General features: G+C 61.6%; 26 protein-coding genes. 5 read left to right on the forward strand and 21 right to left on the reverse strand.

Translation table 11 applies throughout. The features are described from left to right. Window positions 1-149: 149 nt before the first annotated feature. On the forward strand, window positions 150-704 hold the full coding sequence (gene phaR, locus K3724_RS07375) for a polyhydroxyalkanoate synthesis repressor PhaR (protein WP_259991426.1): 555 nt from the start codon (window positions 150-152) through the stop codon (window positions 702-704). A 183-nt stretch (window positions 705-887) separates the two neighbouring features. On the opposite strand, the gene K3724_RS07380 is transcribed toward phaR, so the two are convergent. The 18 genes from K3724_RS07380 to K3724_RS07465 all read right to left on the reverse strand — a co-directional run bounded on the left by K3724_RS07380 (window position 888) and on the right by K3724_RS07465 (window position 18,887). Beyond that, the gene (locus K3724_RS07380; protein ID WP_259991428.1) at window positions 888-1,082 is read right to left on the reverse strand and encodes a hypothetical protein; all 195 of its coding nucleotides are present in this window, start codon (window positions 1,080-1,082) and stop codon (window positions 888-890) included. A gap of 53 nt (window positions 1,083-1,135) precedes the next feature. After that, complete coding sequence (locus K3724_RS07385; protein WP_259991430.1) at window positions 1,136-1,657, reverse strand: hypothetical protein; 522 nt, start codon at window positions 1,655-1,657, stop codon at window positions 1,136-1,138. A gap of 92 nt (window positions 1,658-1,749) precedes the next feature. Further along, the gene (locus K3724_RS07390; RefSeq protein WP_259991432.1) at window positions 1,750-2,955 is read right to left on the reverse strand and encodes a DegT/DnrJ/EryC1/StrS aminotransferase family protein; all 1,206 of its coding nucleotides are present in this window, start codon (window positions 2,953-2,955) and stop codon (window positions 1,750-1,752) included. Window positions 2,956-3,093: 138 nt separating this feature from the next. After that, window positions 3,094-4,404 (reverse strand): FAD-binding oxidoreductase, encoded by a 1,311-nt coding sequence (locus tag K3724_RS07395; RefSeq protein ID WP_259991434.1) that lies wholly within the window; start codon window positions 4,402-4,404, stop codon window positions 3,094-3,096. A 105-nt stretch (window positions 4,405-4,509) separates the two neighbouring features. Continuing rightward, the gene (locus K3724_RS07400; RefSeq protein WP_259991437.1) at window positions 4,510-5,868 is read right to left on the reverse strand and encodes a glutamine synthetase family protein; all 1,359 of its coding nucleotides are present in this window, start codon (window positions 5,866-5,868) and stop codon (window positions 4,510-4,512) included. Next, window positions 5,868-6,548 carry a type 1 glutamine amidotransferase gene (locus tag K3724_RS07405; protein ID WP_259991439.1) on the reverse strand — a complete coding sequence of 227 codons (681 nt, stop codon included), beginning with the start codon at window positions 6,546-6,548 and terminating at the stop codon, window positions 5,868-5,870. The genes K3724_RS07400 and K3724_RS07405 overlap by 1 nt, the downstream gene beginning before the upstream one ends. 86 nt (window positions 6,549-6,634) lie before the next feature. Further along, window positions 6,635-7,954 carry a glutamine synthetase family protein gene (locus tag K3724_RS07410; protein WP_259991441.1) on the reverse strand — a complete coding sequence of 440 codons (1,320 nt, stop codon included), beginning with the start codon at window positions 7,952-7,954 and terminating at the stop codon, window positions 6,635-6,637. A 196-nt stretch (window positions 7,955-8,150) separates the two neighbouring features. Next, on the reverse strand, window positions 8,151-8,957 hold the full coding sequence (locus K3724_RS07415; RefSeq protein WP_259991443.1) for an ABC transporter permease: 807 nt from the start codon (window positions 8,955-8,957) through the stop codon (window positions 8,151-8,153). Then, the gene (locus K3724_RS07420; RefSeq protein WP_259991445.1) at window positions 8,954-9,838 is read right to left on the reverse strand and encodes an ABC transporter permease; all 885 of its coding nucleotides are present in this window, start codon (window positions 9,836-9,838) and stop codon (window positions 8,954-8,956) included. The genes K3724_RS07415 and K3724_RS07420 overlap by 4 nt, the downstream gene beginning before the upstream one ends. Window positions 9,839-9,946: 108 nt before the next feature. After that, complete coding sequence (locus K3724_RS07425) at window positions 9,947-10,654, reverse strand: transporter substrate-binding domain-containing protein (protein ID WP_259991447.1); 708 nt, start codon at window positions 10,652-10,654, stop codon at window positions 9,947-9,949. A 46-nt stretch (window positions 10,655-10,700) separates the two neighbouring features. Further along, on the reverse strand, window positions 10,701-11,480 hold the full coding sequence (locus K3724_RS07430) for an ABC transporter ATP-binding protein (protein WP_259991449.1): 780 nt from the start codon (window positions 11,478-11,480) through the stop codon (window positions 10,701-10,703). Between the two features lie 143 nt (window positions 11,481-11,623). After that, on the reverse strand, window positions 11,624-12,388 hold the full coding sequence (locus tag K3724_RS07435) for a phosphate/phosphite/phosphonate ABC transporter substrate-binding protein (RefSeq protein ID WP_259991451.1): 765 nt from the start codon (window positions 12,386-12,388) through the stop codon (window positions 11,624-11,626). Then, window positions 12,385-12,825 (reverse strand): TerB family tellurite resistance protein, encoded by a 441-nt coding sequence (locus tag K3724_RS07440; protein ID WP_259991453.1) that lies wholly within the window; start codon window positions 12,823-12,825, stop codon window positions 12,385-12,387. Before K3724_RS07440 ends, K3724_RS07435 begins: the two co-directional genes overlap by 4 nt. After that, a complete protein-coding gene (locus K3724_RS07445; protein WP_134831307.1) occupies window positions 12,825-13,286 on the reverse strand; it encodes a TerB family tellurite resistance protein in 462 nt (153 codons plus the stop codon). The genes K3724_RS07440 and K3724_RS07445 overlap by 1 nt, the downstream gene beginning before the upstream one ends. Before the next feature lie 41 nt (window positions 13,287-13,327). Then, window positions 13,328-13,621, reverse strand: a complete 294-nt coding sequence (locus K3724_RS07450; protein WP_259991455.1) for a DUF1330 domain-containing protein — start codon at window positions 13,619-13,621, stop codon at window positions 13,328-13,330. Window positions 13,622-13,806: 185 nt separating this feature from the next. Further along, on the reverse strand, window positions 13,807-16,863 hold the full coding sequence (locus tag K3724_RS07455) for a valine--tRNA ligase (RefSeq protein ID WP_259991457.1): 3,057 nt from the start codon (window positions 16,861-16,863) through the stop codon (window positions 13,807-13,809). Between the two features lie 369 nt (window positions 16,864-17,232). After that, entirely contained in the window at window positions 17,233-17,706 is a 474-nt protein-coding gene (locus tag K3724_RS07460; RefSeq protein WP_259991459.1) for a hypothetical protein, read from the reverse strand. Window positions 17,707-17,885: 179 nt separating this feature from the next. Next, the gene (locus tag K3724_RS07465) at window positions 17,886-18,887 is read right to left on the reverse strand and encodes a sterol desaturase family protein (protein ID WP_259991461.1); all 1,002 of its coding nucleotides are present in this window, start codon (window positions 18,885-18,887) and stop codon (window positions 17,886-17,888) included. A 136-nt stretch (window positions 18,888-19,023) separates the two neighbouring features. Here K3724_RS07465 and K3724_RS07470 point away from each other — a divergent pair, with 136 nt between their 5' ends. Continuing rightward, window positions 19,024-19,905, forward strand: coding sequence for a LysR family transcriptional regulator (locus K3724_RS07470; protein WP_259991463.1), 882 nt, complete (start codon window positions 19,024-19,026; stop codon window positions 19,903-19,905). A gap of 3 nt (window positions 19,906-19,908) precedes the next feature. Here the strand turns inward: K3724_RS07470 and K3724_RS07475 are convergent, their stop codons facing one another. Then, on the reverse strand, window positions 19,909-20,346 hold the full coding sequence (locus K3724_RS07475) for an Lrp/AsnC family transcriptional regulator (protein WP_027259373.1): 438 nt from the start codon (window positions 20,344-20,346) through the stop codon (window positions 19,909-19,911). Window positions 20,347-20,452: 106 nt separating this feature from the next. Between K3724_RS07475 and K3724_RS07480 the strand changes: the two genes are divergently transcribed. The 3 genes from K3724_RS07480 to K3724_RS07490 are packed head-to-tail and all read left to right on the forward strand — an operon-like array spanning window position 20,453 to window position 25,005. Then, on the forward strand, window positions 20,453-21,604 hold the full coding sequence (locus K3724_RS07480; RefSeq protein ID WP_259991465.1) for a type III PLP-dependent enzyme: 1,152 nt from the start codon (window positions 20,453-20,455) through the stop codon (window positions 21,602-21,604). A 49-nt stretch (window positions 21,605-21,653) separates the two neighbouring features. Then, window positions 21,654-23,951 (forward strand): xanthine dehydrogenase family protein molybdopterin-binding subunit, encoded by a 2,298-nt coding sequence (locus K3724_RS07485; protein WP_259991467.1) that lies wholly within the window; start codon window positions 21,654-21,656, stop codon window positions 23,949-23,951. Next, complete coding sequence (locus K3724_RS07490; RefSeq protein ID WP_259991469.1) at window positions 23,929-25,005, forward strand: DUF2235 domain-containing protein; 1,077 nt, start codon at window positions 23,929-23,931, stop codon at window positions 25,003-25,005. Before K3724_RS07485 ends, K3724_RS07490 begins: the two co-directional genes overlap by 23 nt. 93 nt (window positions 25,006-25,098) lie before the next feature. Here K3724_RS07490 and K3724_RS07495 read toward each other — a convergent pair whose 3' ends face one another. Next, entirely contained in the window at window positions 25,099-25,614 is a 516-nt protein-coding gene (locus tag K3724_RS07495) for a DUF2867 domain-containing protein (RefSeq protein WP_259991471.1), read from the reverse strand. 92 nt (window positions 25,615-25,706) lie between these two features. Then, complete coding sequence (locus K3724_RS07500; RefSeq protein WP_259992588.1) at window positions 25,707-26,192, reverse strand: PaaI family thioesterase; 486 nt, start codon at window positions 26,190-26,192, stop codon at window positions 25,707-25,709. Window positions 26,193-26,245 lie beyond the last annotated feature (53 nt).

Raw genomic sequence — 26,245 nt, forward strand, 5'->3', positions numbered from 1 at the left:
ATCTCAAGCCGGGTTGAGGTCAAGCGTCTTGAAGACCGCCGCAGCAGGGCTGTCCGGAACAAATGTTGCGGAAAACATGCGAAGGCTTCCCTTTTGTTCTGCGCTGGCATAGGCTTTGCTGCGATGCGTCATGACCGGGGAGGGAATACATGGCAGAGCAGGACAAACCCTTGCTGATCAAGCGGTACGCGAGCCGCAGGCTTTATAACACCGAGACCAGCGATTACGTCACGCTGGAGGATATCGCGGGGTTCATCCGGGAAGGGCGCGAGGTGCAGATCGTCGACCTGAAAACGGGCGATGACCTGACACGGCAGTACCTGTTGCAGATCATTGCAGAGCATGAAAGCCGCGGCGAGAATGTGCTGCCGGTGAATGTTCTGAATGATCTGGTGCGCAGCTACATGGTGCCCGGCGGCGGGGTAATGCCGCAGTTTCTGCAGTCTTCCTTTGATATGCTGCGCGAAAGCCAGTCCAAGATGATGGAAAACATGAGCGCGATGAATCCGATGGCCAAGATGCCGGGATTTGAGGCGATGAAGGCGCAGCAGGAAGCGTTTCTGAAGGCGATGACCGGCGGCCTTGGCACGGCTGGCTGGCCCGGCGGCGCACCGGGGGAAGAGAAATCCGAAGGCGGCGAGGACCTGGACGACATCAAGAAGCAGCTGGCTGAGCTGCAGGAAAAACTGTCCAGGATGAAGTGAGGCGATTGGCGGCAGCGGGGGCCTGATCAACAGGGGCTCCCGCCTGTTCGCAAACAGTCTGCGACTGTTCCTTACAGTTGGGCGTGGCACCGCGGTGCGGTGCCATTCTCTTTTTGTGCGGTTTCTGCGTAGGATTTGCAGCGCCCGTGCGCTGCGCCGGGGGCCAGACGCCGGGGTCGGCGGTCAGGCGCTGGGTTTGATTTTCAGGATATTGTGCAGCCGGTGGTACGGCGCATTCCTGACGATTTTGTCCAGATCACCGGTTTCCGGTTGCGGTTTGGAGCGATAGAACAAATAGACGCTTGCAGCAAAAGACAGGGTGCAGGCCCCGGCAATTGCGCTGACGATGACAGTTTCCATTCCCATAGCTTCAAACATGATGTTCTCCGGTTTCAGGACCAATATAGGCATGGAGAGTTGAAATTTCCATATCACTTTGTACTGCCCGTGTTCTTTGCTGCTTCCAGAACATGGCGGGCCAGTGTTTCCGCGGCTTCGCGTTCTTGCGTTTTGATCCGCCGCCGCGCGCGTCCGCCGAGGCGGGACGCGGTGGCAAAAATGAACCCTGAAAAAGACAAAAGGGTCAGGCCAAAGGCCAGCCCGCCCGTTACTGTGCCGGCAATGGCGGCGCCGAAGCTGGCCAGAAGCGCGCCTGCTGCCAGGCGTTGCGACCATTGGCCGATCACCTGATCGGCATCCTGCGCCTGGGCTTCCGCATCTCCGGCCCGGGTGGCGAAGGCAGTCAGCAGATCCGCCACGGTGAGGCCGGTTTCCGGGTCGTTCGCGGCCCCGATGGCGGCCAAAAGCGCAGCCCGTTCACTGCTGCTGGTGGCAACCGCGCGGATGATTTGCGTCAGCGCGTCTTCGCTGACGGGATCGCCCATGCTGAGCGCATTGGCCATCGCAACCAGAGCCGTGGCCGGGCGCCGTTCGAATTCGGGAAGCGGAGTCATGGCGGCAAACTGTACGGCGCAAGCCAGGATTGCAATCAGGAAAACCCCGGCATAATGCCGGGGCGGTATCTTCTTTACATCACCTGTGGCGTTCAGGCTGCGGCCTTGGCCATGGTCTCCTCAACCGCGGACAGCAGAATGTCTGCAATCACATCCAGCTCGGCTTGGGGCAGGCGCACCGGCAAGCGCACGTCGCAGGCCTTCATCAGCATGGCGCGGGTTTGCGGCAGATCGGGCTGATCGCGCAGGAACTGCCAGTTCCAGAAGGCGCGGGCATTGTCGGTAGAGAGGCCGAAGACCTGCACCTTGACGCCCTTGGCTTCTGCCGCACTGGCAAAGGCGCGGGTCTGCGCCTCGCTGAGGCCTGCCAGATTGAACTGGATCGAATCCGGCGCGCGGCGTTCAGGGACCAGCGGTTCGGGCACGTCAAAGAAAGGGGAGGCATTCAGCCGTTCGGCCACATAGTCATGGTTGGCCAGCCCGTCGCGCACCCGGCGCGCCAGTTCCGGCAGCTGCGGGCGGATCACCGCGGCGGACAGGTTGCTCATCCGCAGGTTATACAGCGGCAGCTGGTTCTGCCACTTGGCAAAGGCCTGCTCCAGATCGGGGGTGTTTTCCCCATGCGGACCTTTATGCTTTTTCCAATTGTGCTCATAGGCGCCGGACATGATCACGGCGCGAGCGATCAGGTCAGCGTCGTCGGTGATCAGGATACCGCCTTCGCCGGCGTTGACCATCTTGTAGGACTGGAACGAGAAGCAGCCGGCCTTACCGATGGTGCCGATATTCCGGCCGTTCCAAGTGGTGCCCAGCGAATGGGCCGCGTCTTCGACCACCGGGATGCCGCGGGCACCGCACAGCGCCATGATCGCATCCATATCAGAGGTATGGCCGCGCATGTGGCTGATGATCACCGCCTGCACGCTGTCCAGCCTGGCCTCAAAGTCACCCATGTCGATACGGTAGTTGTCGCCGACCTCACACAGGACCGGCACGCAGTCGGCATGAACCACCGACGACGGTACGGCGGCGAAGGTGAAGGCGGGGATCAGCACGCGCGCGTCGCGCGGCAGGCCAAGCGCTTTCAATGACAGGAACAAGGCGGCGGAGCAGGAGGAGACTGCCAGCGCATATTTGCTGCCCAAAAGGTCCGCATATTCCTGTTCCAGCAGCGTGACCGGAGCGTTTTCCGGCGCGGTGTAGCGGAACAGGTCGCCCGACTGCATCAGGGCCTCGATTGCCTCAAGGGCGGCTGCGGGAATGGGTTCAGCGTCATGAACGTTGGGCGGCAGAGCCATATTTCAAAATCCTGAATTATTGCTTCAGGAAATGTAAATCTAGATGCCGGAAATGCCAAGAGGCGACGCGGCGGAAAATGCCGGCGCAGGCGGGATTTCACAGAAATGTTGCGGAGTTGCGCGGAAACCGGCCTGGGGTCAGACCCCCAGCCGGTCGCGCAAGGCAAACCAAGTCATTGCCAGCACCAAGAGCGGCGAGCGCATCCGCGGCCCGCCCGGGAAACGCGGGGCGGGGACGCGGGCCAGGGTGTCGAACCCTTCCGCCTGTCCCTGTATCGCCTGCGCCATTAGCTGGCCTGCATGGGTGGCGGTGCCGACACCATGGCCGGAATAGCCGGAGGCCGTCAGCACATTGGGCGCCAGCCGCGCCAGATAGGGCATCCGCTTCATGGTGATGCCCAATGTGCCGCCCCAGGCATAGTCGACCCGGACGTCCTTGGTGTGCGGGAAAATCTGCTGCATCGGTTTGCGCACTGTGGCCTCGATATCGGCGGGAAAGCGGTAGCCATAGCTTTCGCCGCCGCCGAACAGCAGCCGCTTGTCATGGCTGAGGCGGAAGTAGTTGACCACAAATTTGCTGTCTGCCACCGCGACGTCACGGGCAAGTACCCGGGCTGCGTCTTCGCCCAGCGGTTCGGTTGCCACGATGAAGTTGTTGATCGGCATCACCCGCGACGCGACCTGATGGTTCAGCCCGCCCAGATAGCCGTTGCAGGCCAGGATCAAATGGCCGGCTGACACGGTTCCGCCTGCAGTCTGCACACGGACCTGTGCGCCTTCCTGGATGTCCAGAACCTCGCTTTGCTCACAGATTTGCGCCCCGGCATCAGCGGCCGCCCGGGCCAGGCCCAGGGCATAGTTCAGCGGGTGCAGATGGGCGGCCCCCAAGTCCAAAGATCCGCCCTGATAGGCGGGCGAGGGGCAGATGGCGTGCAAACCAGCCTCATCCAGCGGCTGGATCTGATCGTAGCCGTAACGGCTTTGCAGATGTTCGGCATAGGCGTGTTCATGGGCTGCCTCGCCTTTGGAGAAACATGCATGGGCAATGCCGGGGGTCAGATGGCAATCGATATTGTGCCGGGCTATCAGGGATTTCACCAGATCCTTGGCATCTTCACCCAGCTGCCAGAGCTTTTGCGCGTCTGCTTTGCCCATCAGCGCTTCCAGCCCGTCCTGTTCCATCCGCTGGCCGCTGCCGAGCTGGCCGCCATTACGGCCCGAGGCGCCAAAGCCTGCGCGGTGCGCTTCCAGCAGCACAACACGCTGCCCGGCCTCAGCCAGATGCAGCGCGGCGGACAGGCCGGTATAGCCGCCGCCGACGATACAAACATCGGCCGTCACGTCGCCATCAAGTGCCGCGAAGCGATCCATCGGCGTGGCGGTCGCCGCATACCAGCTGTTTGGATATTCGCCCTTCCGGTCATTGGAATAGAGCAGGTTCATGCCCATAGCACACCTCTTTCCGGCGCAGTCGTCCGCCGGGACAGCCTGCACTTCATCTTTCTGTAAATACTCAACTGCATTGGCGCTGCACCGGGGCGCAGCGCCGGAGGTTTACACGTTCATCAGCAGATGTTCGCGCTCCCAGGGGGAGATCACCTGAAGGAATTCGTCATATTCCGCGCGTTTCACGATAGAATAGACGCGGGCGAATTCCGGGCCAAGAACCTCATGCAGTTCGGTGGCCTCGTCAAAAAGATCTAGCGCCTGACCCATCACTTGCGGGATATCGCCTTCGCCCTCATAGGCGTCGCCCTTGAACTGCTTGCGCGGGCGCTCCTCGTTGATCAGGCCAAGATAGCCGCAGGCCAGCGACAGCGCGATGCCCAGGTACGGGTTGCAGTCCATGCCGGCGATGCGGTTTTCCACCCGCCGTGCCGCGGGACCCGACAGCGGGATCCGGATGCCCGTGGTACGGTTGTCGCGTGCCCATTCCAGATTGATCGGGGCTGCGTGGTCCTTCACATACCGGCGGTAGGAATTCACATATGGCGCCATCACTGCCAGCCCCGCCGGCAGATGGTTCTGGAACCCTGCAATGTAGTTGTAAAACGCGTCTGTCTCGCCGCCCTGCGGGTCGGAAAAGATATTCTCGCCGGTTTCCATATCCAGAACCGAATGGTGGATGTGCATGGCTGAACCCGGCTCATCCTCGATCGGTTTGGCCATGAAGGTGGCAAAACAGTCGTGGCGCAGCGCCGCCTCGCGGATCAGCCGTTTGAAGTAGAAGACTTCATCCGCCAGTTTGACCGGGTCGCCGTGCAGCAGGTTGATCTCCAGCTGGCCGGCGCCGCCTTCCTGGGTAATGCCGTCGATTTCAAAACCCTGGGCCTCGGCGAAATCATAGATATCGTCGATCACCGGGCCGAATTCATCCACGGCAGTCATCGAATAGGCCTGGCGCGCTGCCGCCGGACGGCCGGAGCGGCCCATCATCGGCTTGATCTCATGCGCGGGATCAATGTTGCGGGCAACCAGGAAGAACTCCATTTCCGGTGCCACAACCGGCTTCCAGCCCCTGTCATGATAAAGCTGCACCACCCGTTTCAGCACGTTGCGGGGGCTGTAAGGGATCGGTTTGTCGTGCCTGTCATAGGCGTCGTGGATCACCTGCAGCGTCCAGTCGCCGGTCCAGGGCGCTGCCGTGGCCGTGGACATGTCCGGCTTCAGCGTCATGTCCTTTTCGATCCAGCCGTCCTCATCCGCGGCATCGGCCCAGTCGCCGGTGATGGTCTGGTAGAAGATGCTGTCGGGCAGGTGGAAATAGTCGGTTTTTGCGAATTTGGATGCCGGTACCGCCTTGCCACGGGCGATACCGGGAAGGTCCGAGATAACGCATTCAACTTCGTCGAGACGACGGCCCTCCAGATAGGTTTTTGCTGCTTCGGGAAGGGCGTCGAGCCAGGCTGACATTACGTCCTCTCTTTCCTGTAAAATTCTGCGAGGAGGGTTGCGATTTCTTGGTTGTCCACGGGGGCGTCCAGCTCAGCGGCTGCACGGTCCAGCAGGTCGTCCGGCACCACGCCGCGGCCGCGTTTTTCGATCAGGCCGCCGACAAAGGCGCTGGGGAATTCGGGGTGGGGCTGCCAGGAGATGATGTGATCGCCATAGGCCAGAATGCCGTTTTCGCAGAAATCGTTGCCGCCCAGCACGCGGGCACCTTGGGGCCGTTCCACCACCTGATCCTGATGCCAGGCATTAAGGGTCAAGTCCTGGCCGTCCACCTGATAGGTGACACGGCCCACGGCCCAGCCGCCCTCAAACTTCCTGACCTTGCCGCCAAGCGCCTGGGCGATGATCTGATGGCCGAAACAGATACCGGCCAGCGGCTGTTTCCTGGCGTTGATTTCGCGGATCAGATCCTCCAGCGGCGGGATCCAGGCGTGATCTTCATAGGCGCCATGCTTGGAGCCGGTGATCAGCCAGGCGTCTGCCGCATCGGCGCTGTCCGGCAGCACCCCGTCCACCACGGCCCAAGTTTGAAATTCAAAGCCGTTACCGTCCAGCATGTCGCGGAACATGCCGTCGTAATCTCCGAAAGGGCCGAACAGATCTTCGGGGGAGTGGCCGGTTTGCAGGATGCCGATTTTCATAAGTCACCAGATTTGATCAAATTGAGCCTAGCTGAGGGGGCTGGAGCAGGCAAGCGCCTTGCCAATCCCCTTAAGGCAACGCGGCTCTATACCGCTTCCAGCCAGGACAGCCAATGGCTCTCCCGGGGGCGTTCGGCAAAGCCTATCAGCTCTTGCCGCTTGGTCATCACCAGGTTCCGGATGGCAAGGTCCGGCAGCACACGGGCGATCAGCGGGTCGGTCTCAAACCAGTTGATCGCGGTCTCCCAGTCGGCGGCCAGCTGCGGCAGGCCCTGGATCTCGTAGATGTTGCCCTCGGACGGAGCGGGCGGCTGCATCTGATCTTCGATCCCGGCCAGGGCAGAGCCAAGCACGGTTGCGAGCATCAGGTAGGGGTTGATGTCGCCGCCGGCGACGCGGTGTTCAATGCGGCGCGCCTTGTGGCTGCCGCCGGGGATACGGATGGCGGCGGTGCGGTTTTCGTAGGCCCAGGCGGCGCTGACGGGCGCATGGGCGCCAGGCACCAGCCGGTCATATGAATTACCGTGCGGGGCAAAAATCAGCGAGCTGGCGGGCATCGCCGCCAGACAGCCCGCCACCGCGTGCATCAGCAGGTCCGACCCCTTTTCGCCGCCGTCGTCAAAGACATTGCTGCCGTCCTGATCCTCGACCGAGAAATGCACATGCATACCGTTGCCGGCTTCTTCAGCATAAGGCTTCGCCATGAAGGTCGCGGCAAAGCCGTGTTTGCGTGCAAGCCCTTTTACCAAGGCCTTGAACAGCCAGGCATCATCTGCTGCGCGCATCGCCTCCTGATGGTTCAGGTTGATCTCAAACTGACCCAGTCCCGCCTCGGAAATTGCCGATTGGGCAGGAATGCCCATCATCTCGGCACCGTCGTAAAGATCCGTGAAAAAGTCATCGAATGCGTCCAGCTCTGCCACCGACAGCACCGACTGCTGATCCAGCTCACGGCCGGTCTGCGGGTCGATCGGCGGGGCAGGGCGGGGACCGCTGTCATCCAGCAGGCTGAACTCCATCTCAGTGGCGGCCACAACGCTCCAGCCGCGTGCCGCATACCGCGACAGCACATCGGCCAGCACATGGCGGGGATCGCCAAGGAAGGCAGAGCCATCTTCCCAGTACATTGCCATCGGCACCAGCGCCGAGGCGCTTTTGAGCCAGGGCATCGGCACCGCACCGCGTTCGGTCGGCAGCATCACCCCGTCGGCGTCGCCGGTTTCAAACACCAGCGGATTGTCTTCAACGTCGCGGCCCCAGAGATCGACATTAAGGGTGGAGATCGGCATCCGCGCCGCGCCGCTGTCCAGCTTGGCTGCCATGCCCGCAGGCAGGCGCTTGCCGCGCATCTGGCCGTTCATGTCACAGGCGGCAATGCGGATGGTCTTCAGTCCGGACAGGTCCATAGGGGGCTCCATGAATGCGTTGCGCCAACCCTAGCGCAGAGAATTGCATTCGCCAAGATAATTTGATCAAAAGTTTGAGCCGACGCCCCGGCGACCCAATCTTGCGGGAGAAACCCCTGCGGTGTGAGGCACCGAGTGCGCCCGGTATGATCCAGCGATCGCCAAAAAAATGGCTCCCGAAGGAGCCATTCTGCATTCAGCGGATCAGGTTGATCTTCAGCCTGGTGCGGCTGCGCCGCTCTTGCGGCAGGTGCCGGTTCAGCTGCTTGTTCACAAAACCGAACACCGAGATAACAACCAGTGTCAGCAGAATGAAGTAGAAGGCCAGGATCGGGTAGGGGACAAAGGGGTTAAAGGTCTTGTCCGCGAAATAGCTGGCGTAGTACAGCGCATCGCCCTTTTGCTGCCAGGCCGGAAAGCCCGAAAAGAACACCAGCGTGGTGGCGTGGAACAGGAAGATCGCCTCGTTGGTGTAGGCAGGCCAGGCCAGCCGCATCATGGTCGGGAAGGTGATGCGGCGGAACCGGGTCCAGCCGGTCATGCCATAGGCGTCCGCAGCCTCGATATCGCCCTTGGGGATCGACAAAAGCGCGCCATAAAAGATCTCGCCCGAATAGGCCGCGGTGTTGAAGAACAGCACAACCAGCGCGCCCAGCCAGGCCGAGGTGAACGGATCAAAGAAGCTGGAGACGCCTTTGAGGCTGAGGAAGCAGGCGTAGGCAAAGAAGAACTGGATGAACAGCGGGCTGCCGCGGAACACAAAGATGAACCACTCCGCCGGTTTGCGCCACGCCGGGTTGGGGCTGGATTTGCCAACCGCCAGGGCGACGGCCAGGAAAAAGCCGGTCGTCAGAGCGATGATGCCAAAGTAGATATTCCAGATCAGGCCGGATCCGATCAGGGTAAAGTGCTCGCACAGGGTGTACTCGCCCTTGGGCAGCAGCCGTTCGCCAAAGCCCAAAGAACGGAAGGCATAGGCCTGGATGGTTTCAACGCAACTCATGCCGCGGCCTTTCTTTGTGCTTCGCCTGCTGCGGTGGCCTGGCCTCGGGTCAGACGCTTCATGATCCGGTCCAGGGCGACTTCGGACAGTTTGGTAAAGCACAGGTAGAACACCAGCAGCGCGGCGAAATACCAGACATGCCAATTCGGATGCGGGTAGTCGGTGAACCTGGCGGTCTTGGTGCCGCCAAGCTCCCGCGCCCAATAAACGATGTCCTCGACCCCCAGCAGGAACAAAAGCGGCGTGGCCTTGATCAGCACCATCCACAGGTTCGACAGACCCGGCAGCGCATAGACCCACATCTGCGGCACCAGAATGCGCCAGAAGGCCTGGCGGCTGGTCATGCCATAGGCCTCGGCGGTTTCGATCTGGGTGCGCGGCACGGCGCGCATGGCGCCAAACAGGACGTTGGCGGCAAAGGCGCCGAAAACGATCGAGAAGGTCAGAACCGCCAGGAAGAAGCCGTAGGTTTCATGCACCCATTGCGGTGCGGTGGACAGCGGCAGTTTCGCTGCATCGCAGACCACAAAATCGATGCCGCGGCGGACCGGTTCGTCCCATTCCGGGCATTTCACCTTGTGGCGCATCCACTCGAACGCCTGGTCAAGCGCGATGACGAAAAACAGGAAGAAGGCAATATCGGGCACGCCGCGCACAATGCTGGTATAGCCCATGCCGAACCAGCGCAGCGGCAGGAATTTGGAACGGGCGGCACTGGCAGCGCCAAAGCCGAACATCAGCGCAACCGGAGCGGTGATGGCCAGCAGGGTCAGGACCACAAAGACCGAGATATAAAGGTTCAAATGCTTGCCGGTGGTCAGGTAGCAGCTGAGCCAGCTCAGCCCCTCAAGCGTCGATGGGTCCGTGCAATAGGAAAACATAAGTGAGCCTGTCTTTCTCTGTTCACGCCCGGCGCGCGGCACCGGATGAGAATGAATGAGGCCCGCGCGCCGCAGCGGCGGGCCTGCAGATCCTGTAACAGGATCAGATTACCACTGGGAGGAAACTTCCCATTTGGCGATCAGTTCGTTCAGCGTGCCGTCGTCTTTCATGGTCTGGATCGCCGCGTCGAACGTGCCGCGCAAGTCTCCGTCAGATTCCCGGAAGCCCATGCCAACGCCGCCGCCAAGTGCTTCGGATTTCTCCAGCATCACCAGATCGTCGCCCACAACCGTGTCGAGGAAGCTTTTGTCGGCCAGAACCGCGTCTGCTTCGCCGTTGCGTACTGCTGCGACAGTTTCTTCGGGGGTGGCGAATTCGACCAGGGTCCAGCCCTGTTCGGCCACAAAGGCGGCCTGAATGGTGGTCGCCTGGGCCGCAATCACGCCGCTTGCCAGGTCAACGTCTGCCGACTGGGCAACATAGGCGGACGGATCCGGCGGGGTGTAGGGCTGGGTGAAATCAATGACTTCGTCGCGCTCGTCGGTGATCGACATGCCGGCGATGATGGTGTCGTAGTTGCCGGAAACCAGGTTCGGAATGATCGAATCCCAGTCGTTTTTGACCCATTCGCAGGTCAGTTCGGCACGCTTGCACAGCTCATCGCCCAATTCGCGTTCAAAGCCGTCGATCTCGCCTGCGTCATTGACGAAGTTCCACGGTGCATAGGCGCCCTCGGTGCCCAGGCGCACGGTGTCCGCCAGGCCCATGCCTGCGGTCAGCGCCAGGGCGGCGGTGCCAAGGATCAGTGATTTCATGTATTTACTCCCGTTCTGTTTGGTTATTGGGTCTGTTTGTTATTGCTTATTGGCCGTGCCGGGTCGAGGACAGGAATGCCCTCAGCCGCGGTGAGCGGGTGTTGCCGAACAATTCGTCCGGCGAACCTTCTTCTTCGATCAGCCCCTGGTGCAGGAACACGATGTGGCTGGAAACATCCGCCGCCATGTTCATGTCATGGGTCACGATCAGCATGGTGCGGCCCTCAGCGGCGAGGTCCTTGATCACCTTGACAACTTCCTGTTCCAGCTCGGGATCGAGCGCAGAGGTGGGCTCGTCGAACAGCAGTGCTTCGGGTTCCATGCACAGCCCGCGGGCAATTGCGGCGCGCTGCTGCTGGCCGCCCGAAAGCTGCGCCGGGTAGACATCCCATTTGTCGCCGATGCCGACCTTTGCCAGATAGTGGCGGGCTTTTTCTTCGACCTCTGCCCGGTCGCGGCCCAGCACGGTGACCGGCGCCTCCATCACATTCTGCAGGATGGTCATATGGGCCCACAGGTTGAACTGCTGGAACACCATCGACAGATTGGTGCGGATGCGCAGGACCTGTTTGGCGTCCGCCGGGCGGCGGTTCAGACCCTGGCCCGACCAGGTGATCGGCTCATCCTTGAACCGGATTTCGCCTTGCTGGCTGTCTTCCAGCAGGTTGCAGCAGCGCAGCAGGGTAGACTTGCCTGATCCCGAAGACCCGATCAGCGAGACCACGTCGCCCTTGTGGGCGGTGATATCAACGCCTTTGATCACTTCCAGCTCGCCATAGGATTTATGCAGGCCGCGGATTTGCAGAACGGGCGAAGTATCGGTCAAGGTGTCTTTGTCCCTGTAAGTGGAAATTCGTTCTTATTGGACCGAAAAAAAGACCGAATGCAACGTTCAAACCGCACAAGCCGGCACCGCAGGCGCCGAAATGACCGGATGAGCCGCCATTTCGGAAGGGGGCGCTGCGTCAGTTACGCAGCACGGATGCGCTGTTCGGTCAGCACCGGGCCGGGCGGTGTCGGCACCGCCAGGTAGTCGCTGGGGGCAAACTGCACCAGCCCTTTCAGATGCAAAAGGGTTTTGCTGTCTTCGTCCAGCGCGCGGATTGCAGCTTCGATGGCAGCAAACAGCGCCTGCGGGTCCTGGTCCAGGGCGGTGATGTAGGGCAGGGTCGGGGTTGGCTCAGTGCGTTCAATTTCGGTCAGCCCTTCGGCGAACCCGTCGTGCGTCTTGACCAGTTCCCAGGTCAGCGCGTCCAGGGCCGCAAAATCGGCCCGGCCCTCGGCAACGGCTTGCGCCGACAGGCTGTGGCCGCCGGTTTCCAGCAGCGCACCTGGCAGGATGCTGCGGTCGTGCAGATGCACCATCGGTGCGGCCCAGCCGGATTGCGACAACCCTTCATTATAGGCAAAGCGGCGCCCGGCAAAGGCAGACAGCGGCCGCCCCGCGTCCGCGCCGCGGGCAATAAAGACGCTGTTGTAATAACCCGCCGGGCAGCCCGGCAGGCCGTAGTCCGGGGTGCCCACCAGCTCCACCTCGCCATACAGCCGGGTGCGGTACGGGCAGCCGCAGGTCTGTGACAGCAGCAGCTCCGGCGATTTCCAGACCTCCCAGAAATCGGCGCCACGGGTCAGCTGTTCCGGCCCGCGGCCCAGTTGTGCGCGGATCAATGCCCAGAACCGGTCGTTGGCCGCTGCCGTTTCCGGACGGTCGTACATTCCAAGATGAGCAATCATAAAGCAGCCTCTGCCCGTTTGCGCGCCATTGCGCTGTCCACATCCGAAACCCCCAGCAGACTGGCGGACAGCCGCAGCAGAGCATCTTCATTTGCATCGCGGTGGCCATCGGCCAGGGCCACCTGCCACAGGGCCTCAATCACACCCGTGCGGTCCTCATAAGCCACGGCGTCCTTGATCGCGCGGGTGAAGCGCACGGTGTCAGGCGCCTCGGCCTCCATCGCTTCAGCCTGTTCGCGCAGGATCAGCGCCCCGCCGGTGTCCAGCCGGTAGCGGGTGGACAGGATCCGGTCGATCCGGTCTTTCTCGACTTCGGAATAATTGTGGTCCGAGCGGGCAATCCGCACCAGCAGCGCGGTCAGGGCAAGCCGCGCGCCCTCATCATCCAGCGGCGCGGGCGCAGGTTCCAGCAATCGCTGCAGAAGCTCCTTGAACATCAGGTTTCCTCCGCTGTGCCGCTGAATTTCCCGACCGCGCGGGCGCGGGCTTTCTGGCTGTCGGCATAAGACAGGCCCATCGCTTTGCGGGCCTCTTCGACGATGGTGACTTCGCCCGCGTGCTCGTTGCCGTCGGCCAGCACCACCTCCCACAGCGCGTCCATCGCCGCCAGTCGTTCCTCCAGCCCGGTGGTCTCGCGGATCAGCCGCCCGAAGGTGTCGGTTTCCGGCGCCGCGGCGTGCAGCTTTTCGCAGGTAGCGCGCACCTTGGCGGCCTCAATTGCGTTGTGCTGGTAGAGCCGGGCCAGGATCCGGTCGATCAGGCTGATTTCCTCCAGCTGGTAATCGCGGTCGGACTGCGCCACCCGCACCAGCAGGGCACCCAGGGCCAATTCGGCATCCGGGTCCGGCAATCCGGGGCGCTCAGTCGGGCGGAACGCTTGGAAGAATTTCTTAAGCAGCGGCATCAGCAGACCTCGGTCAAAGCGGTTGGGCGGGCGGGTTAACCGCCGTACCCTTCGATGATTTGCATATCACCCGACGAGACCAGATCGCGAAAGGCCTTGGCGTCCTGATAAGCCATGGAAACATAGCAGGCTTTTGCAGTTTCGAAATCCTTGAATTCAAGGACAACAGTGCGCGAGCGGAACGCGCCTTCGCGTACCTCGCGCTCGCCGCCGCGGATCAGGAACTTTGCACCGAACTCAGCCAGCACCGGTTTGGCTGCATTCTTATAGTCCTCATAGCGTTCCATGTCCTGCACATCCACATGGGCCACCCAGTATCCTTTGGGCATGGGCTGCAGCCTCCCTTCTTTTTATGGTTGAGTGCAGGCTGATACAAAAGCGCGGCAATGACAATGGGGCGGTTGTTAAGAATTTCCCCGTTCCGCGGGAATTTGCGCCCGGTTCAATGGTTTGCCGCGAAATGCAAAACGCCCGCCGGAGAGGGCGGGCGTTTGAAACATGCTTAACAGGCGGCTCAGCCGATCTCGGCCAGGCGCGCCAGGGCTTCCTTGACCTTGGCTTCCTCTTCCTCGCGCAGGCGGAGGTTCTCGCGGGCTTCGGCAACCACATCTTCCGGGGCCGAGGCCGCGAATTTCGGGTTGTTCAGCCGCCCGCGCAGCCCCCCCAGCTCTTTGGCGAGCTTACCCAGCGTTTTCTCCAGCCGCGCCTTTTCGGCTTCGACGTCGATCACATCCGCCAGCGGCAGGCCAAAGGCGGCACCGGGTGCAGCAACAGACGCGCAGCCCTTGGGGAAACTCTCGACCTGCTCCAGCGAAGTGATGCGGGCCAGTTTCTGGATCATCGCCTCGTTCTTCTGCCAGGCATTGCGCGCCTGATCAGAGAATTCGGTCACCACCATCGGGATCTTGGCGCCCGCCGGCACATGCATCTGCGCGCGGGTGGAGCGGATGTTCTCAATCGCGGTGATCACCCAATTCATCTCGGCGTCTGCATCCGCATTGACCAGTTCGGTGCCGTAAGCGGGCCAGTCCGCGTGCACCAGCATGTTGCCGCGTTTGGCGGTGTTGCCCCACAGCTCCTCGGTGATGAAGGGCATGATCGGATGCAGCAGGATCATGCACTGATCCAGCACCCAGCCCAGCGTCTGGCGGGTCTCGGCGATCACCGCCTCATCTTCCGAGCCGAACAGCGGTTTCGACAGCTCGATATACCAGTCGCAAACCTTGCCCCAGGTAAAGGCATAAAGCGCATTGGCCGCGTCGTTAAACCGGTAAGCCTCCAATGCTGCGTCGACTTCGACACGCACCTTGGCGGTCTCGCCAATGATCCACTGGTTCACAGCAGCCTTGGCATCCGGGCAGTCATAGGCCGGGGTGTTTTCGTCATAGACGTTGTTGAAATGGGCAAAGTTCACCGCATTCCACAGTTTGGTGCCAAAGTTCCGGTAGCCCTTGAGGCGCTCCATATCCAGTTTCAGCACGCCGCCAAGCGCCGCCATTGCAGCCGAGGAGAAGCGCAGCGCGTCGGCGCCGAATTCGTCGATGATTTCCAGCGGGTCGACCACGTTGCCGGTGGATTTCGACATCTTCTTGCCCTTGGCGTCGCGCACCAGCCCGTGCAGGTAGACGGTGTCAAACGGGATCTGATCGACCACAGCCAGCTGCATCATCATCATTCTGGCAACCCAGAAGAACAGAATGTCCTGACCGGTGACAAGCGTCGAGGTCGGGAAGTATTTCTGCATCTCGGCCGTGTCTTCCGGCCAGCCCAGCGTGCCAATCGGCCAGAGGCCGGAGGAAAACCAGGTGTCGAGGACGTCGGGGTCGCGTCGAAGAATGATGTGTGGAGCAGAGGAAAGGTCAGCCTGCGCGGAAAGGCCTCCACCAATTGCGCCTAAATCAACAGGCTTACCCGAGTCCTTCATTGCTTCTGTGACGATGAGTTTCTTGAAACCCAGCTTCTGATAAGCAGCTTGTAGGGCTTCTTCTTCTGTCGCCGCACAAAACATCTCTTCGAGGTCTTCCTCGGCGCCGCCGTCAACGGCGACCGCGAACCAAACCGGGATCTGATGGCCCCACCACAGCTGGCGCGAGATGCACCAGGGCTCGATGTTTTCCAGCCAGTGGTAATAGGTCTTCTCACCGCTCTCCGGCAGGATCTTCACATCGCCATTGCGCACGGCGTCCAGCGCCGGGCCGACAACCTTTTCCGCGTCCACAAACCACTGGTCGGTCAGCATCGGCTCGATCACCACCTTGGAGCGGTCGCCAAAGGGCTGCATGATCGGCTTGTTCTCTACGTAGGGTTCCAGCACCTGGACCTCTTCACCGCTTTCCGGATCGGTCTTGGTGACGGTCTGCATCACCGCCAGGCCTTCGCTGGTGATCTGCTCTACCACCAGTTTGCGCGCCTCGAACCGGTCCAGACCGCGTAGGTCGTCAGGAACGAGGTTGACGGCGTCGGCTTCCGCTTCGGTCAGTGTTTTTTCGCCCTTGGCGACAGCCATGGCGAGGGTGGCGGCAGCGTCATAGCTTTCGCCGTCAGCCCGCATCTGGCCGCGCATGTCCATCAGGCGGTACATCGGAATCCGTGCGCGCTTGGCAACCTGATAGTCGTTAAAGTCATGCGCGCCGGTGATCTTCACCGCACCCGAGCCAAAGTCCTTGTCCGGGTATTCGTCCGTAATGATCGGGATCAGGCGGCGCTGTCCCTTGGGGCCCACCGGGATTTCACACAGCATGCCAACGATGGGCGCATAACGCTCGTCTGAGGGATGCACGGCGACCGCACCGTCGCCCAGCATGGTCTCGGGCCGGGTGGTGGCGATGGAGATGTAATTGCGTTCCTCGCGGAAGGTCACATTGCCGTCTTCATCTTTCTCCAAATACTCATATGTCGCACCATTTGCGAGCAGGTACTTGAAGTGCCACATATGGCCCGCGACTTCCAGGTTTTCGACTTCAAGGTCCGAGATTGCGGTCTCGAAATGCGGGTCCCAGTTGACCAGCCGCTTGCCGCGGTAGATCAGCCCCTTGTTGTACATCTCCACAAAGACCTTGATCACGGCGTCGTGGAAGTTGGGGGAGTTTTCGTGCCCCGTCCGCGTGTCGCCATGGGCGCCCGCCATGGTGAAGGCCGTGCGGGAGAAATCGCAGGACGCGCCGAGGCGTTTCAGCTGCTCAACAATGGTTCCGCCGGACTTCTCTTTCCATTCCCAGACCTTCTCCAGGAATTTCTCGCGGCCCAATTCGCGGCGCGAGGGCTGCTGGGTCTTGGCCAGTTCCCGCTCAACAACCATTTGGGTGGCGATCCCCGCATGGTCGGTACCCGGCTGCCAAAGGGTGTCGAACCCCTGCATACGCTTCCAGCGGATCAGGATATCCTGCAGGGTATTGTTGAAGGCATGGCCCATGTGCAGAACACCGGTCACATTCGGCGGCGGGATCATGATGCAATAGGCGGAGGCCTCTGGCTTGGCATTGGCGCCGGCCTTGAAACAGCCCGCTTCTTCCCAGGCCTTGTAAAGGCGGCTTTCGGCTTCCGCCGCGTTGAACGTCTTTTCCATCGCCATCGCTGTGATCCCTCATGCAAGTGGCCGATCAATTACCCAATGGCGGCAGGAAGGGGAAGGCGGATTTTGCCGCAAGTGTCCCGTCTGCGGCTGGCAGAGCGCCATTGGGTATTTAAGACCAGAAAGAAGCGGTAAGATTCCGTTAACTGGAATCACGGCACTCTCCTTATGCGGTACAGGCTGGGGAGCCGATGACCGCACCAGGAAGAAGCTGCCCTCGCTCCTGGCAGGATTATCCCTTGGCGGACGGACGGCCAGCGGGCTAGGGCGCTTCGCTTGCTGCTTCTTTCTGGTCCCAAATACCCAAATTCCGCGCCGGAGGCGCTAAAGCCAGCGCGCGCCCATTGGGTGCGCTCCGCTTTGCTCCGGTTACAGCTTGTCCAGTGCTTCGTGCAGTTTCTCCAGTTCGCCTTCGTGCATGAAAATCGCCTGCTCCTTATAAGGAAACTTCTTGGCGTGGACTTCCGGCTGGAATTCCTGCAGCGCTTCCACGCTCTCCCGGTACATCTGCCTATGCGGCCGGCCCAGGCCGCCGGACCAATGGCTGAGCGACGGCACCAGACCCATATGCACCTGCACCGGGATGCCTCCCTTGGCGGGCATTTCGGCCACGCCGAATAAGCGGTTGGTGAAATGCATTTCGGCGCCGTTTTCCATACAGGTGATGGCGTGGCGCATGATCTCGTTCTTGGTGGTGACTTGCCTCCAATTCATCGCGGCGCCGGCAAAGCGGCCGGGTGCGGTTTCGCGCGCCATGTCCAGATGCACGTCCCACAGAGTCTGAAGATTGATGCCCGCATTAACGCAAGCCTGGATTCCGGTCTCGTTGGCCGGGTTGCACATGGTCGAAGGTTCACCGGTTTTCTTCAGGCCTATCAGATCCTTGACGATGTAATTGCGCTGCGCCGGGCGGTGGCTGAAGATGTAGATGTCCTTTATCGTTTTTCCCTGTCTTCAAATAGGGAAGCCGGGCCGCCCGTTTTGAATTCTGGATGCCCGGCGGTGTTTGCCGTGGTGCGTAGTTACTCTGACGCCCAGATCTTGCGCCGGCGTTCCTTGACCATTTCGTTGCCTTCATCGGTGCCGTCGTGGAAAGTGTTGAACCACTCGTCCCATGGTGTCTCCCAGGTGCCGTAGTTGCAGTCGAAGAACCGGTGGTGCAGCTGGTGGAAGAAATCGCCAACCAGAAACTTGGCCTTGTTGCCGAATTTCACATGCTCAAACCCGGCGTGCGAGGTCGGGGCGCCGATGCCGTGGTGGAACAGCAGGAAGATCGCCAGAACCGGGTGCGAGGGCAGCAGGAAGAAAATCATCGAGTCGAACATCAGAAAGAAGCTTTCGACCGGGTGCATCGCCAGGCCAGACCACGGGCCGGTGTTGATGTTGCGGTGATGCCAGGCATGCACCCTGGTATAAAGCACGCCCACGTGCAGCAGCCGGTGCAGCCAGTAAAAGTGAAAGCCTGCCCAGACCGGGATGAAGATGGTCATCAGGATCATGGTGACGGGGTTGCTCTCCAGTGTGATCATCGTGATCCAGCCGCTTGCATAGGCATAAAGGATGAAGCTCTCCCAGAAGGTCCAGAAGGCAAGCGCCGGGCCAAGGGTCCAGAACATGTTGTCCCAGACCTGGTTCTTGAAGGTGAACACCTTGGCGCCTTTCATCATCGGGCGCATGTCATAGCGGTAGTCGTCGTTTTGCGTGCGGAACCTCCACAGCGCCAAGTGCAGCCCGCCGGCCACCACCATGAGGATGCAGAAATTGCGCAGCCAGATCTCAAACACCCAATCCCAGCTGAGCGTGGCAATCCGGTCCAGTGACGGGGTGAAGAAATTCCAGGTGACAATGGCAAAGACAAGAAGAAATGCCCGCAGTGCCAGCGGGTTCCAGCTTTGCAGCAGGTATTTGACCGAGGCCAGCGGCCTCAATGGCCAGTCCCAATAGGGGGAAGTCTGGATCGGCAGCTGGGGGGTGAAATTCCAAATCTTGCGTTTGGGGCGCGGTGTGCTGGCGGGACGTGTCATGTCTCGTCTCTCATGTGGCTTGTGGAGGAGCGGCCGTAGCCGCGGCTGTTCGCTGTTGAAAACCCTAGTCCGGGCCAAGGCAATCCCAGCACGGTATGTCTTGCCGGTCAGGCTAAGTTCTGCTTAGCCTGTGCGCATGACGGCCCGGATACCCTCTCTCAACTGGCTGCGCGTGTTTGAAGCGGCGGCGCGCACCGAAAGCTTTGCCCGTGCGGCAGCGCAGCTGAACATGTCGGCGGCTGCAGTCAGCCAGCAGGTGAAAGCGCTGGAGGCGCAGTTGGGCACGCCGCTGTTTCACCGCCATGCCCATGCGGTGACATTGACCGAGGCCGGGCGGGCCTATCTGCCCTCGGTGCAGCAGTCGCTGCTGATGCTGGAAACAGCCACGACCGGACTGTTTGGCGAAAGCCGCGAGCAGCGGCTGTTTGTGCAGTCGGTGCTGCTGTTTGCCCATGGGGTGCTGGCGCGGGGGTTGCCGCAGTTCCAGGCGGTGCACAGCCAAATCAACCTGGCGCTCAGCACCGGCAATATGGCGGCGGATTTTGCCAACCGGTTCACCGATTTGCAAATCGTGTTTGGCAATCCGTCGCTATTCGGCACCGAAGGGGACGAGCTATTGCGCGAGGTGCTGTATCCGGTGGCTCCGCCAGAGATTGCGGGTCAGGTCCGGACACCGCAGGATCTGTTCCGCTTTCCGCTGATTGAAGTCTCGACCCATCGGGCCAGCTGGGTGCAGCTGTTCGGGGCCTTGCGGCTCTCGCACGGGCAGGCGCGCTATTTCTTTGCCGACAACTCCCTGATGGCGGCAGAGCTGTCGGCGCAGGGTATGGGGATTGCGCTGGCGCGCGCACCTGCGTCGGACGCGGCGGTCAGCGCAGGCGGACTGGTGCGCTGCCTGCCGGACGTCGCGGTGCCGGGGCAGGAGGCCTACCACCTGATCTATCCCGACCGCGGCGCCCTGCGCCCGGCAGCACGGCTGTTCCGGGACTGGCTGCTGGATTACGTGCGCACCGTCTGACCCTTACTGCCCGGTCCGGTCCAGTTTTGTCGCCAGATGGATCAGGCTCTCAGAGGAACGCACGCCGCGGGCCTCGGCGATGTGGTCGATGGTATTGTCAAGCTCGGTCGTGCTTTGCGCCACCACCTGAGCCAGAAGATCAAACCGTCCTGAGGTCGTATGCACGACCTCAACTCCGGGCAGGCTGCGCAGGCGGGCGAGCACCTCAGGCCCCGAGCGCGGCTCAATCGACATCAGCACCGTGGCTTGCAGCGGCGGGCGGGAGGCGGCCGAGGATTTAAGCGTATAGCCTGTAATTACCCCGGTTGTTTCCAGCCGTTCGATCCGCGCCTGTACCGTGGTGCGGGCCAGCCCCAGATGCCGGGCAAGCTCCGCCACCGGACGGCGGGCGTTTTCCCGCAACAGGGTGACAAGGCGCTGATCAGTATCGTCGGTTTGCATGTTGTTCCTGCGATTTGACGTCAATTCTCGTCACTATAGGAAAAGTGACGAGCGGAATCGACGGAAATTTGTCGGAAAATATGCAAAACAAACGAGGCTTTTCCTGATGCAGCAAATTCCACCGCTTTGGCTTTCCCCTGAATCCCACCTGGCCCGCAGCGCGCCGGATCACCCGATCCTGTATTTCTCGCCGCGGGTATTGCACGAGGTTGCGGGGCGTTTTCAGCGGGGGTTTCCAGGGCTGGTGACCTATGCGGTGAAGGCCAACCCGCACCCTGCCGTGCTGTCCAATCTGGTGGCGGCGGGGATCACTGCATTTGATGTCGCTTCGCCTGCGGAAATGGCAGCTGTGCGTGCCGCCAGCCCTGATGCGGTGATGCATTACAACAACCCGATGCGCTCCACTGCCGAAGTCGCGGCGGGGATCGAACATGGTGTCGCCAGCTGGTCGGTGGATGAGCTGAGCGAGTTGGAAAAACTGGCCGCAGTGCCGCGCTCTTGCGAGATTGCGGTGCGCTTTGCCTTGCCGGTGGCCGGTGCGGCCTATGATTTTGGCAGCAAGTTCGGCGCAGCCCCGGAAGAAGCGATAGAGCTGTTGAAACAGGTGGCGGCGGATGGCTGGACGCCGGCGCTGTGTTTCCATCCGGGCACCCAGTGCGAGGATGAAAGCGCATGGGTGGAATATGTTCACGCTGCCAAGCGGATTGTGGACGCAGCAGGTGTGAAGATCGCTCGTCTCAATGCGGGCGGCGGTTTCGCAGCCAACCGGGATGGAGTGGCGCCGGATCTGGAGAAGGTCTTTGCCGCTATCAGTCAGGCCGCGGACACGGCATTTGGCACAGACAAGCCCACGCTGATCTGCGAGCCGGGCCGGGCGATGGTCTCCGAAAGCTTCACATTGGCGGCCCGTATCAAGGGGATGCGCAAAGGCGGCGAGGTGGTGTTCCTGAATGACGGCATCTATGGCGGGTTGGTGGATATCCGCGACATGGGGCTGCCGGGCCGGGTGGAAGTTGTCGGGGGGGATGGCGCCCATCGCACAGGCGCGCGTAAGCCGCGTGTGGTGTTCGGGCCCACCTGCGACAGTCTGGACCGTTTGCCGGACGGGCTGCCGCTGCCCGGTGATGCCGCAACCGGCGACTATGTGCTGTTCCCGGGGCTGGGCGCCTATTCTTCCGCCATGAGCACGCAATTCAACGGCTATGGCCTGTCTGACGTGGCGACGGTGATCGAGCTGTCTGGACAAGCCGCCCGCTAAGGTTAGTCTCGCCCCCGGAACGCCAGCCAGCGCGAACAAAGGGGCAAGCATGGACAAATTCGGTAAAAGCCAGCCGGTAAAACGGGTTGAGGATCTGCGGTTTCTGACCGGTCAGGGGCAGTACATCGAGGATGCGGCCCCGGCGGATGCCCTGCGCGCCTGGGTATTGCGCAGCCCGGTGGCGCATGGCGTCATCACAGCGCTGAACGTTGAGGACGCGCGCGAGTGTGAAGGCGTCCATGCGGTGATCACCCTGGCAGATCTTGAGGCGGCCGGCATTGATGTGTCGATGGATGGCACCACAGTGAAGAACCGGGATGGCTCCAGCGGCGCCGCGCCCGAACGGCCGATGCTGGCACGGGACCGCGTGCGCTATGTGGGGGAACCGGTGGCGGTGGTCATTGCCGAAACGCTGGACCAGGCCCGTGATGCCGGGGAACTGATCGAGCTGGATATCGACGATCTCCCTGCGAAGATGGACGTCTTGCCGGGCGGTCAGACGCTGCATTCGGAGGCACCGGACAATCGCGCCTTTGACTGGGGCATGGGGGATAAGGCGGCAACGGCTGAGGCCTTCCGCACTGCGGCGCATACCGTTGCACTGCAGGTCGATGACAACCGGATCATCGTCAACTCGATGGAGCCGCGCGGCTGCTTTGCCGAATGGCGCGGCGGGCGGCTGCATTTCACCTTTGGCGGGCAGGGGGTCTGGGCGATCAAATCCCAGCTCGCGGCCAAGATGCGGCTGGACGAGGCCGACGTCAAAGTCACGATCCCGGATGTGGGCGGCGGCTTTGGCATGAAGGCTTTTCCCTACCCGGAGTATTTCGTTGTCGCCCAGGCTGCCCGCGCGCTGGGCAGCCCGGTGTTCTGGATCGCCGACCGGACCGAGTCGATGCTGAGCGACAACGGCGGGCGCGATCTGACCTCGCTGGCGGAGCTGGCCTTTGACGCGGATCTGAAAATCACCGCATACCGGGTCAGCACCCGCTGCAATCTGGGCGCTTATAACTCCCATTTCGGGCAGCCGATCCAGACCCAGCTGTTCAGCCGGGTGCTGGCCGGTGTCTATGACATCCAGACCGCCTGGCTGCAGGTGGAGGGGATCTACACCAACACCACCCAAGTGGATGCCTATCGCGGCGCCGGGCGGCCCGAGGCGATCTATGTGCTGGAACGGGCGATGGACCGCGCCGCGCGGGAACTGGGTGTGGACCCGCTGGAGCTGCGGCGGCGCAATTTCATCAAACCGGCGGCCTTCCCCTATGGCACCGTGACCGGAGAGACCTATGACGTCGGCGACTTCGACAAAGTTCTGAGCCGGGCTGCGGATGAGGCGGATCTGAAGGGATTCGCCGCCCGCCGCGCCGCAGATGGTAAACGCGGCAAGTACCGGGGCGTTGGGGTCTGTTACTATATCGAAAGCATTTTGGGCGATCCTTCAGAAGGCGCGGAAGTGGAGTTTCTGGAGGGTGGCCGGGTGAATATCTATGTCGGCACGCAAAGCAACGGGCAGGGGCATGAAACCGTCTATGCCCGGTTCCTGGCCGACCAGAGCGGTATCCCGGCGGAAAACATCCATGTCATTCAAGGCGACAGCGACCGCATCGCCCAGGGCGGCGGCACCGGCGGGTCGCGGTCTGTGACAACACAGGCAAACGCCACGCTGGCCGCAGTGGATACGATGATTGCCGCCTTCATCCCCTTCCTGGCGGAGGAAATGGGGGTGCAGGAAGACAAAGTGGAGTTTGATGGCGAAACCTTCCGGGCTCCGGGATCGAACCTGACCCCGACGATGCTGGAAGCGGCAGAGATGGCCCGCGCGCAAGGCCGGCTTGATCTGCAGCGTCACGCCGCGCGGGCCCGGCTGCCGGGGCGCTCGTTTCCGAACGGCGCACATATTGCCGAAATTGTTATTGATCCGGAGACTGGGCAATCCGACGTCGTGCGCTACACTGTAGTTGACGATTTTGGTAATTTGATCAACCCGATGCTGGCCGAAGGGCAGGTGCATGGCGGGGTGGCGCAGGGGCTGGGACAGGCCATGCTGGAACGTGTTGTCTATGATTCTGACGGACAACTGCTCACAGCTTCGTTCATGGACTATGCCTTGCCGCGGGCCAATGGCGTCCCCATGATTGGTTTTACCTCCGAGCCTGTGCCGTCGACACAGAACCCGATGGGGATGAAGGGCTGCGGCGAGGCAGGCACCGTTGGCGCGCTGGCCGCTGTTGCAAATGCGGTGCAGGACGCGGTCTGGGACTGTGGCGTGCGGCAAGTGGACATGCCGTTCACCCCGCTGAGAGTTTGGGAAGTGCTTAGGGATGTTTCTGAGGCAGCTGAGTAAGAAGGTTCTAGGGTGGCTTGGACGGCCGCTGCGCTCGGAACACTCCGGCGAAACCAAGCTGCGCGGGCCGCATGCCCATGTGATCATCCTGGACGGCACCATGTCGACGCTGGAAGAAGGGCATGAAACCCATGCCGGCCAGCTGTTCCGTCTGTGCCGTGAAATGGGCGGGCAGGTCTCGGTTTTTTATGAATCCGGTGTTCAGTGGAAAGGCTGGGGCAGCGCCCCCGATGTGATGATGGGGCGCGGCATCAACCGTCAGATCCGCCGGGCCTATGGCTATCTTGCCTCGCGTTACCGGCCCGGCGACCGGATTTATCTGTTCGGCTATTCCCGCGGCGCCTATGCGGTGCGTTCGCTGGCCGGGGTGATCGACCGGATCGGCCTGCTGAAGGCGGAACATGCGACCGTGCGCAATATCCGCACTGCGTACCGGCATTACCGGCTGAACGGGCGGTCCAAGACGTCGAGTGCATTTACGGCAGCGCATTGCCACGAAGACATTGAGATTGAAATGGTCGGCGCCTGGGATACGGTCAAGGCTTTAGGGCTGCGCCTGCCGCTGCTGTGGCGCTGGGCGGAGAACCGGCACAACTTCCACAACCACCACCTGGGCCACCATGTCAAAAGCGGTTACCACGCGCTGGCGCTGGACGAGACACGCGATGTTTTCAAACCAGTGTTGTGGGATTGCCCCAAGGACTGGGGCGGACATGTGGAGCAGGTCTGGTTCCGCGGCGCCCATGGTGACGTCGGCGGCCAGCTTGGCGGCTATGAAGAAGCCCGGCCCAAGGCCAACGTCTCTTTGGTGTGGATGCTGGAAAAGGCCGAAGACCGCGGTTTGCCGCTGCCGCTGGATTGGCGGATGCGGTTTCCGGTCGATCCCAAGGCGCCGTCTGTCGGCACCTGGCGCGGCTGGGGCAAGATTTTCCTGCTGCGCAGCCGCCGCCGGGTTGGTCTGGATGGCAGCGAGCGTTTGCACAGCAGTGTCGATGGCGGCAAACAGGAAGCTGCCGCAGCTGGCGGCTGGCTGGCTATGTTTTCGAAGACCTGACACTTCGGCGCAGCGGGGAACACGTGAGCCAGTCATCCGGGCCCCTGTGCAAAGCCGGTCCGGGGTGAATACCGGGCACGGCGGCAATAATTGTCAGCCGGCAGCTGCCCGCCGGTCAAACTCCCGGCGCAGACGTTTCAGTGACAGCCACACAATCAGTTTGTGGGCCGGCCGGACCGGGATCATGTAAACCCGGCCAAACAGATTATGTGTTTTGACGGAGGACGTCACTGACACAACTCCGCTGCTGGAGGAAACACAGGTCATGACATCCAAATGCCGGTCCCGGACCGTGAGGGTCATCACTTCATCCGACAGGGCCTCTACCAGAAAGAAATCCAGCTTGTCGCCCGTTTGCACTGCCGCTTTTGGCGCCCGGGAAATGCCGCCGATGCGTTTAACCCCGAAGCATGCGGAAATGGCGTCGCGCAGCCGGAAGGCCAGTTTGATGCCCGGCAATGGCTTTGCGTGCATGATGTTCCAGGCCTCCAGCGGCGTGACAGGCGCCGGCAGAACAACGGATTGGGTATCCAGAAAATCCAGCTCCTTGGCGGGGGCAAGGATTTGAATGCGGGCTGTGGCGGCCCGGCCGAGACTGTTTGGCGGCATGATCAGCCCTCTTTTGGGTTTTCCGGGTGGCCTGCTGGAGCATAGACGGATGAAGGCGGCGGGCAAGCCCGGAAGGCGTTTACGCCAAAAGGTCAGTCCGCGGCGATCTTCATCACAATGCAGGTGGTGGAGCCGGTGGCATAGAGGCGTCCGTCTTCAATTCCTCGGATTTCGCCATGCGCCACTCCGGTGGACCGTCCCACGTGGTCGATGCTGCCGCTGCAGTCGATGGCGGTGCCCAGCGGGATCGCCCGCAGGATGTTGATCTTGTATTCCAGCGTTGTGTAGACCGACCCGGCAGGCACCTTGGTCATCACCGCACAGGCCATGGCGCTGTCCAGAAGTGTGCCGTACCAGCCGCCATGCACAGTGCCCATCGGGTTGCAGACCGGAAATTCCGGCGTGCCGCGGAACACAATCCGGCCGTCTTCGACGCTGTGCAGATGATACCCCAGCGTTTCGGCAATCGGGGGGCCGGGCAGGCGGCCGTCCAGGATACCCTGCATGAAGTCCAGACCGGAAATCCGGGTGATCTGCTCCACTGTCAGCAGGTCGGCGGGTTTTTCAGCATAATACATAGCGCGCGGGTCCTTGGCGGGGGATATACCCGCCATTTGAAACCGCGCGCCGG

The sequence above is a fragment of the Leisingera sp. M658 genome (assembly GCF_025144145.1).
In the GTDB taxonomy this organism is placed as follows: Bacteria; Pseudomonadota; Alphaproteobacteria; order Rhodobacterales; family Rhodobacteraceae; genus Leisingera.

Coding starts and splice junctions, on each gene's coding strand:
- K3724_RS07390 (WP_259991432.1), bottom strand. CDS start 2,955: ATGGCTCTGCCGCCCAACGTTCATGACGCTGAACCCATTCCCGCAGCC.
- K3724_RS07500 (WP_259992588.1), bottom strand. CDS start 26,192: ATGTATTATGCTGAAAAACCCGCCGACCTGCTGACAGTGGAGCAGATC.
- K3724_RS07470 (WP_259991463.1), top strand. CDS start 19,024: ATGACGGCCCGGATACCCTCTCTCAACTGGCTGCGCGTGTTTGAAGCG.
- K3724_RS07495 (WP_259991471.1), bottom strand. CDS start 25,614: ATGCCGCCAAACAGTCTCGGCCGGGCCGCCACAGCCCGCATTCAAATC.
- K3724_RS07400 (WP_259991437.1), bottom strand. CDS start 5,868: ATGTCAGCCTGGCTCGACGCCCTTCCCGAAGCAGCAAAAACCTATCTG.
- K3724_RS07490 (WP_259991469.1), top strand. CDS start 23,929: ATGTTTCTGAGGCAGCTGAGTAAGAAGGTTCTAGGGTGGCTTGGACGG.
- K3724_RS07405 (WP_259991439.1), bottom strand. CDS start 6,548: ATGAAAATCGGCATCCTGCAAACCGGCCACTCCCCCGAAGATCTGTTC.
- K3724_RS07485 (WP_259991467.1), top strand. CDS start 21,654: ATGGACAAATTCGGTAAAAGCCAGCCGGTAAAACGGGTTGAGGATCTG.
- K3724_RS07460 (WP_259991459.1), bottom strand. CDS start 17,706: ATGTGCAACCCGGCCAACGAGACCGGAATCCAGGCTTGCGTTAATGCG.
- K3724_RS07475 (WP_027259373.1), bottom strand. CDS start 20,346: ATGCAAACCGACGATACTGATCAGCGCCTTGTCACCCTGTTGCGGGAA.
- K3724_RS07435 (WP_259991451.1), bottom strand. CDS start 12,388: ATGATTGCTCATCTTGGAATGTACGACCGTCCGGAAACGGCAGCGGCC.
- K3724_RS07480 (WP_259991465.1), top strand. CDS start 20,453: ATGCAGCAAATTCCACCGCTTTGGCTTTCCCCTGAATCCCACCTGGCC.
- K3724_RS07465 (WP_259991461.1), bottom strand. CDS start 18,887: ATGACACGTCCCGCCAGCACACCGCGCCCCAAACGCAAGATTTGGAAT.
- K3724_RS07385 (WP_259991430.1), bottom strand. CDS start 1,657: ATGACTCCGCTTCCCGAATTCGAACGGCGCCCGGCCACGGCTCTGGTT.
- K3724_RS07420 (WP_259991445.1), bottom strand. CDS start 9,838: ATGTTTTCCTATTGCACGGACCCATCGACGCTTGAGGGGCTGAGCTGG.
- K3724_RS07425 (WP_259991447.1), bottom strand. CDS start 10,654: ATGAAATCACTGATCCTTGGCACCGCCGCCCTGGCGCTGACCGCAGGC.
- K3724_RS07410 (WP_259991441.1), bottom strand. CDS start 7,954: ATGGACCTGTCCGGACTGAAGACCATCCGCATTGCCGCCTGTGACATG.
- K3724_RS07415 (WP_259991443.1), bottom strand. CDS start 8,957: ATGAGTTGCGTTGAAACCATCCAGGCCTATGCCTTCCGTTCTTTGGGC.
- K3724_RS07440 (WP_259991453.1), bottom strand. CDS start 12,825: ATGTTCAAGGAGCTTCTGCAGCGATTGCTGGAACCTGCGCCCGCGCCG.
- K3724_RS07395 (WP_259991434.1), bottom strand. CDS start 4,404: ATGGGCATGAACCTGCTCTATTCCAATGACCGGAAGGGCGAATATCCA.
- K3724_RS07380 (WP_259991428.1), bottom strand. CDS start 1,082: ATGTTTGAAGCTATGGGAATGGAAACTGTCATCGTCAGCGCAATTGCC.
- K3724_RS07450 (WP_259991455.1), bottom strand. CDS start 13,621: ATGCCCAAAGGATACTGGGTGGCCCATGTGGATGTGCAGGACATGGAA.
- phaR (WP_259991426.1), top strand. CDS start 150: ATGGCAGAGCAGGACAAACCCTTGCTGATCAAGCGGTACGCGAGCCGC.
- K3724_RS07455 (WP_259991457.1), bottom strand. CDS start 16,863: ATGGCGATGGAAAAGACGTTCAACGCGGCGGAAGCCGAAAGCCGCCTT.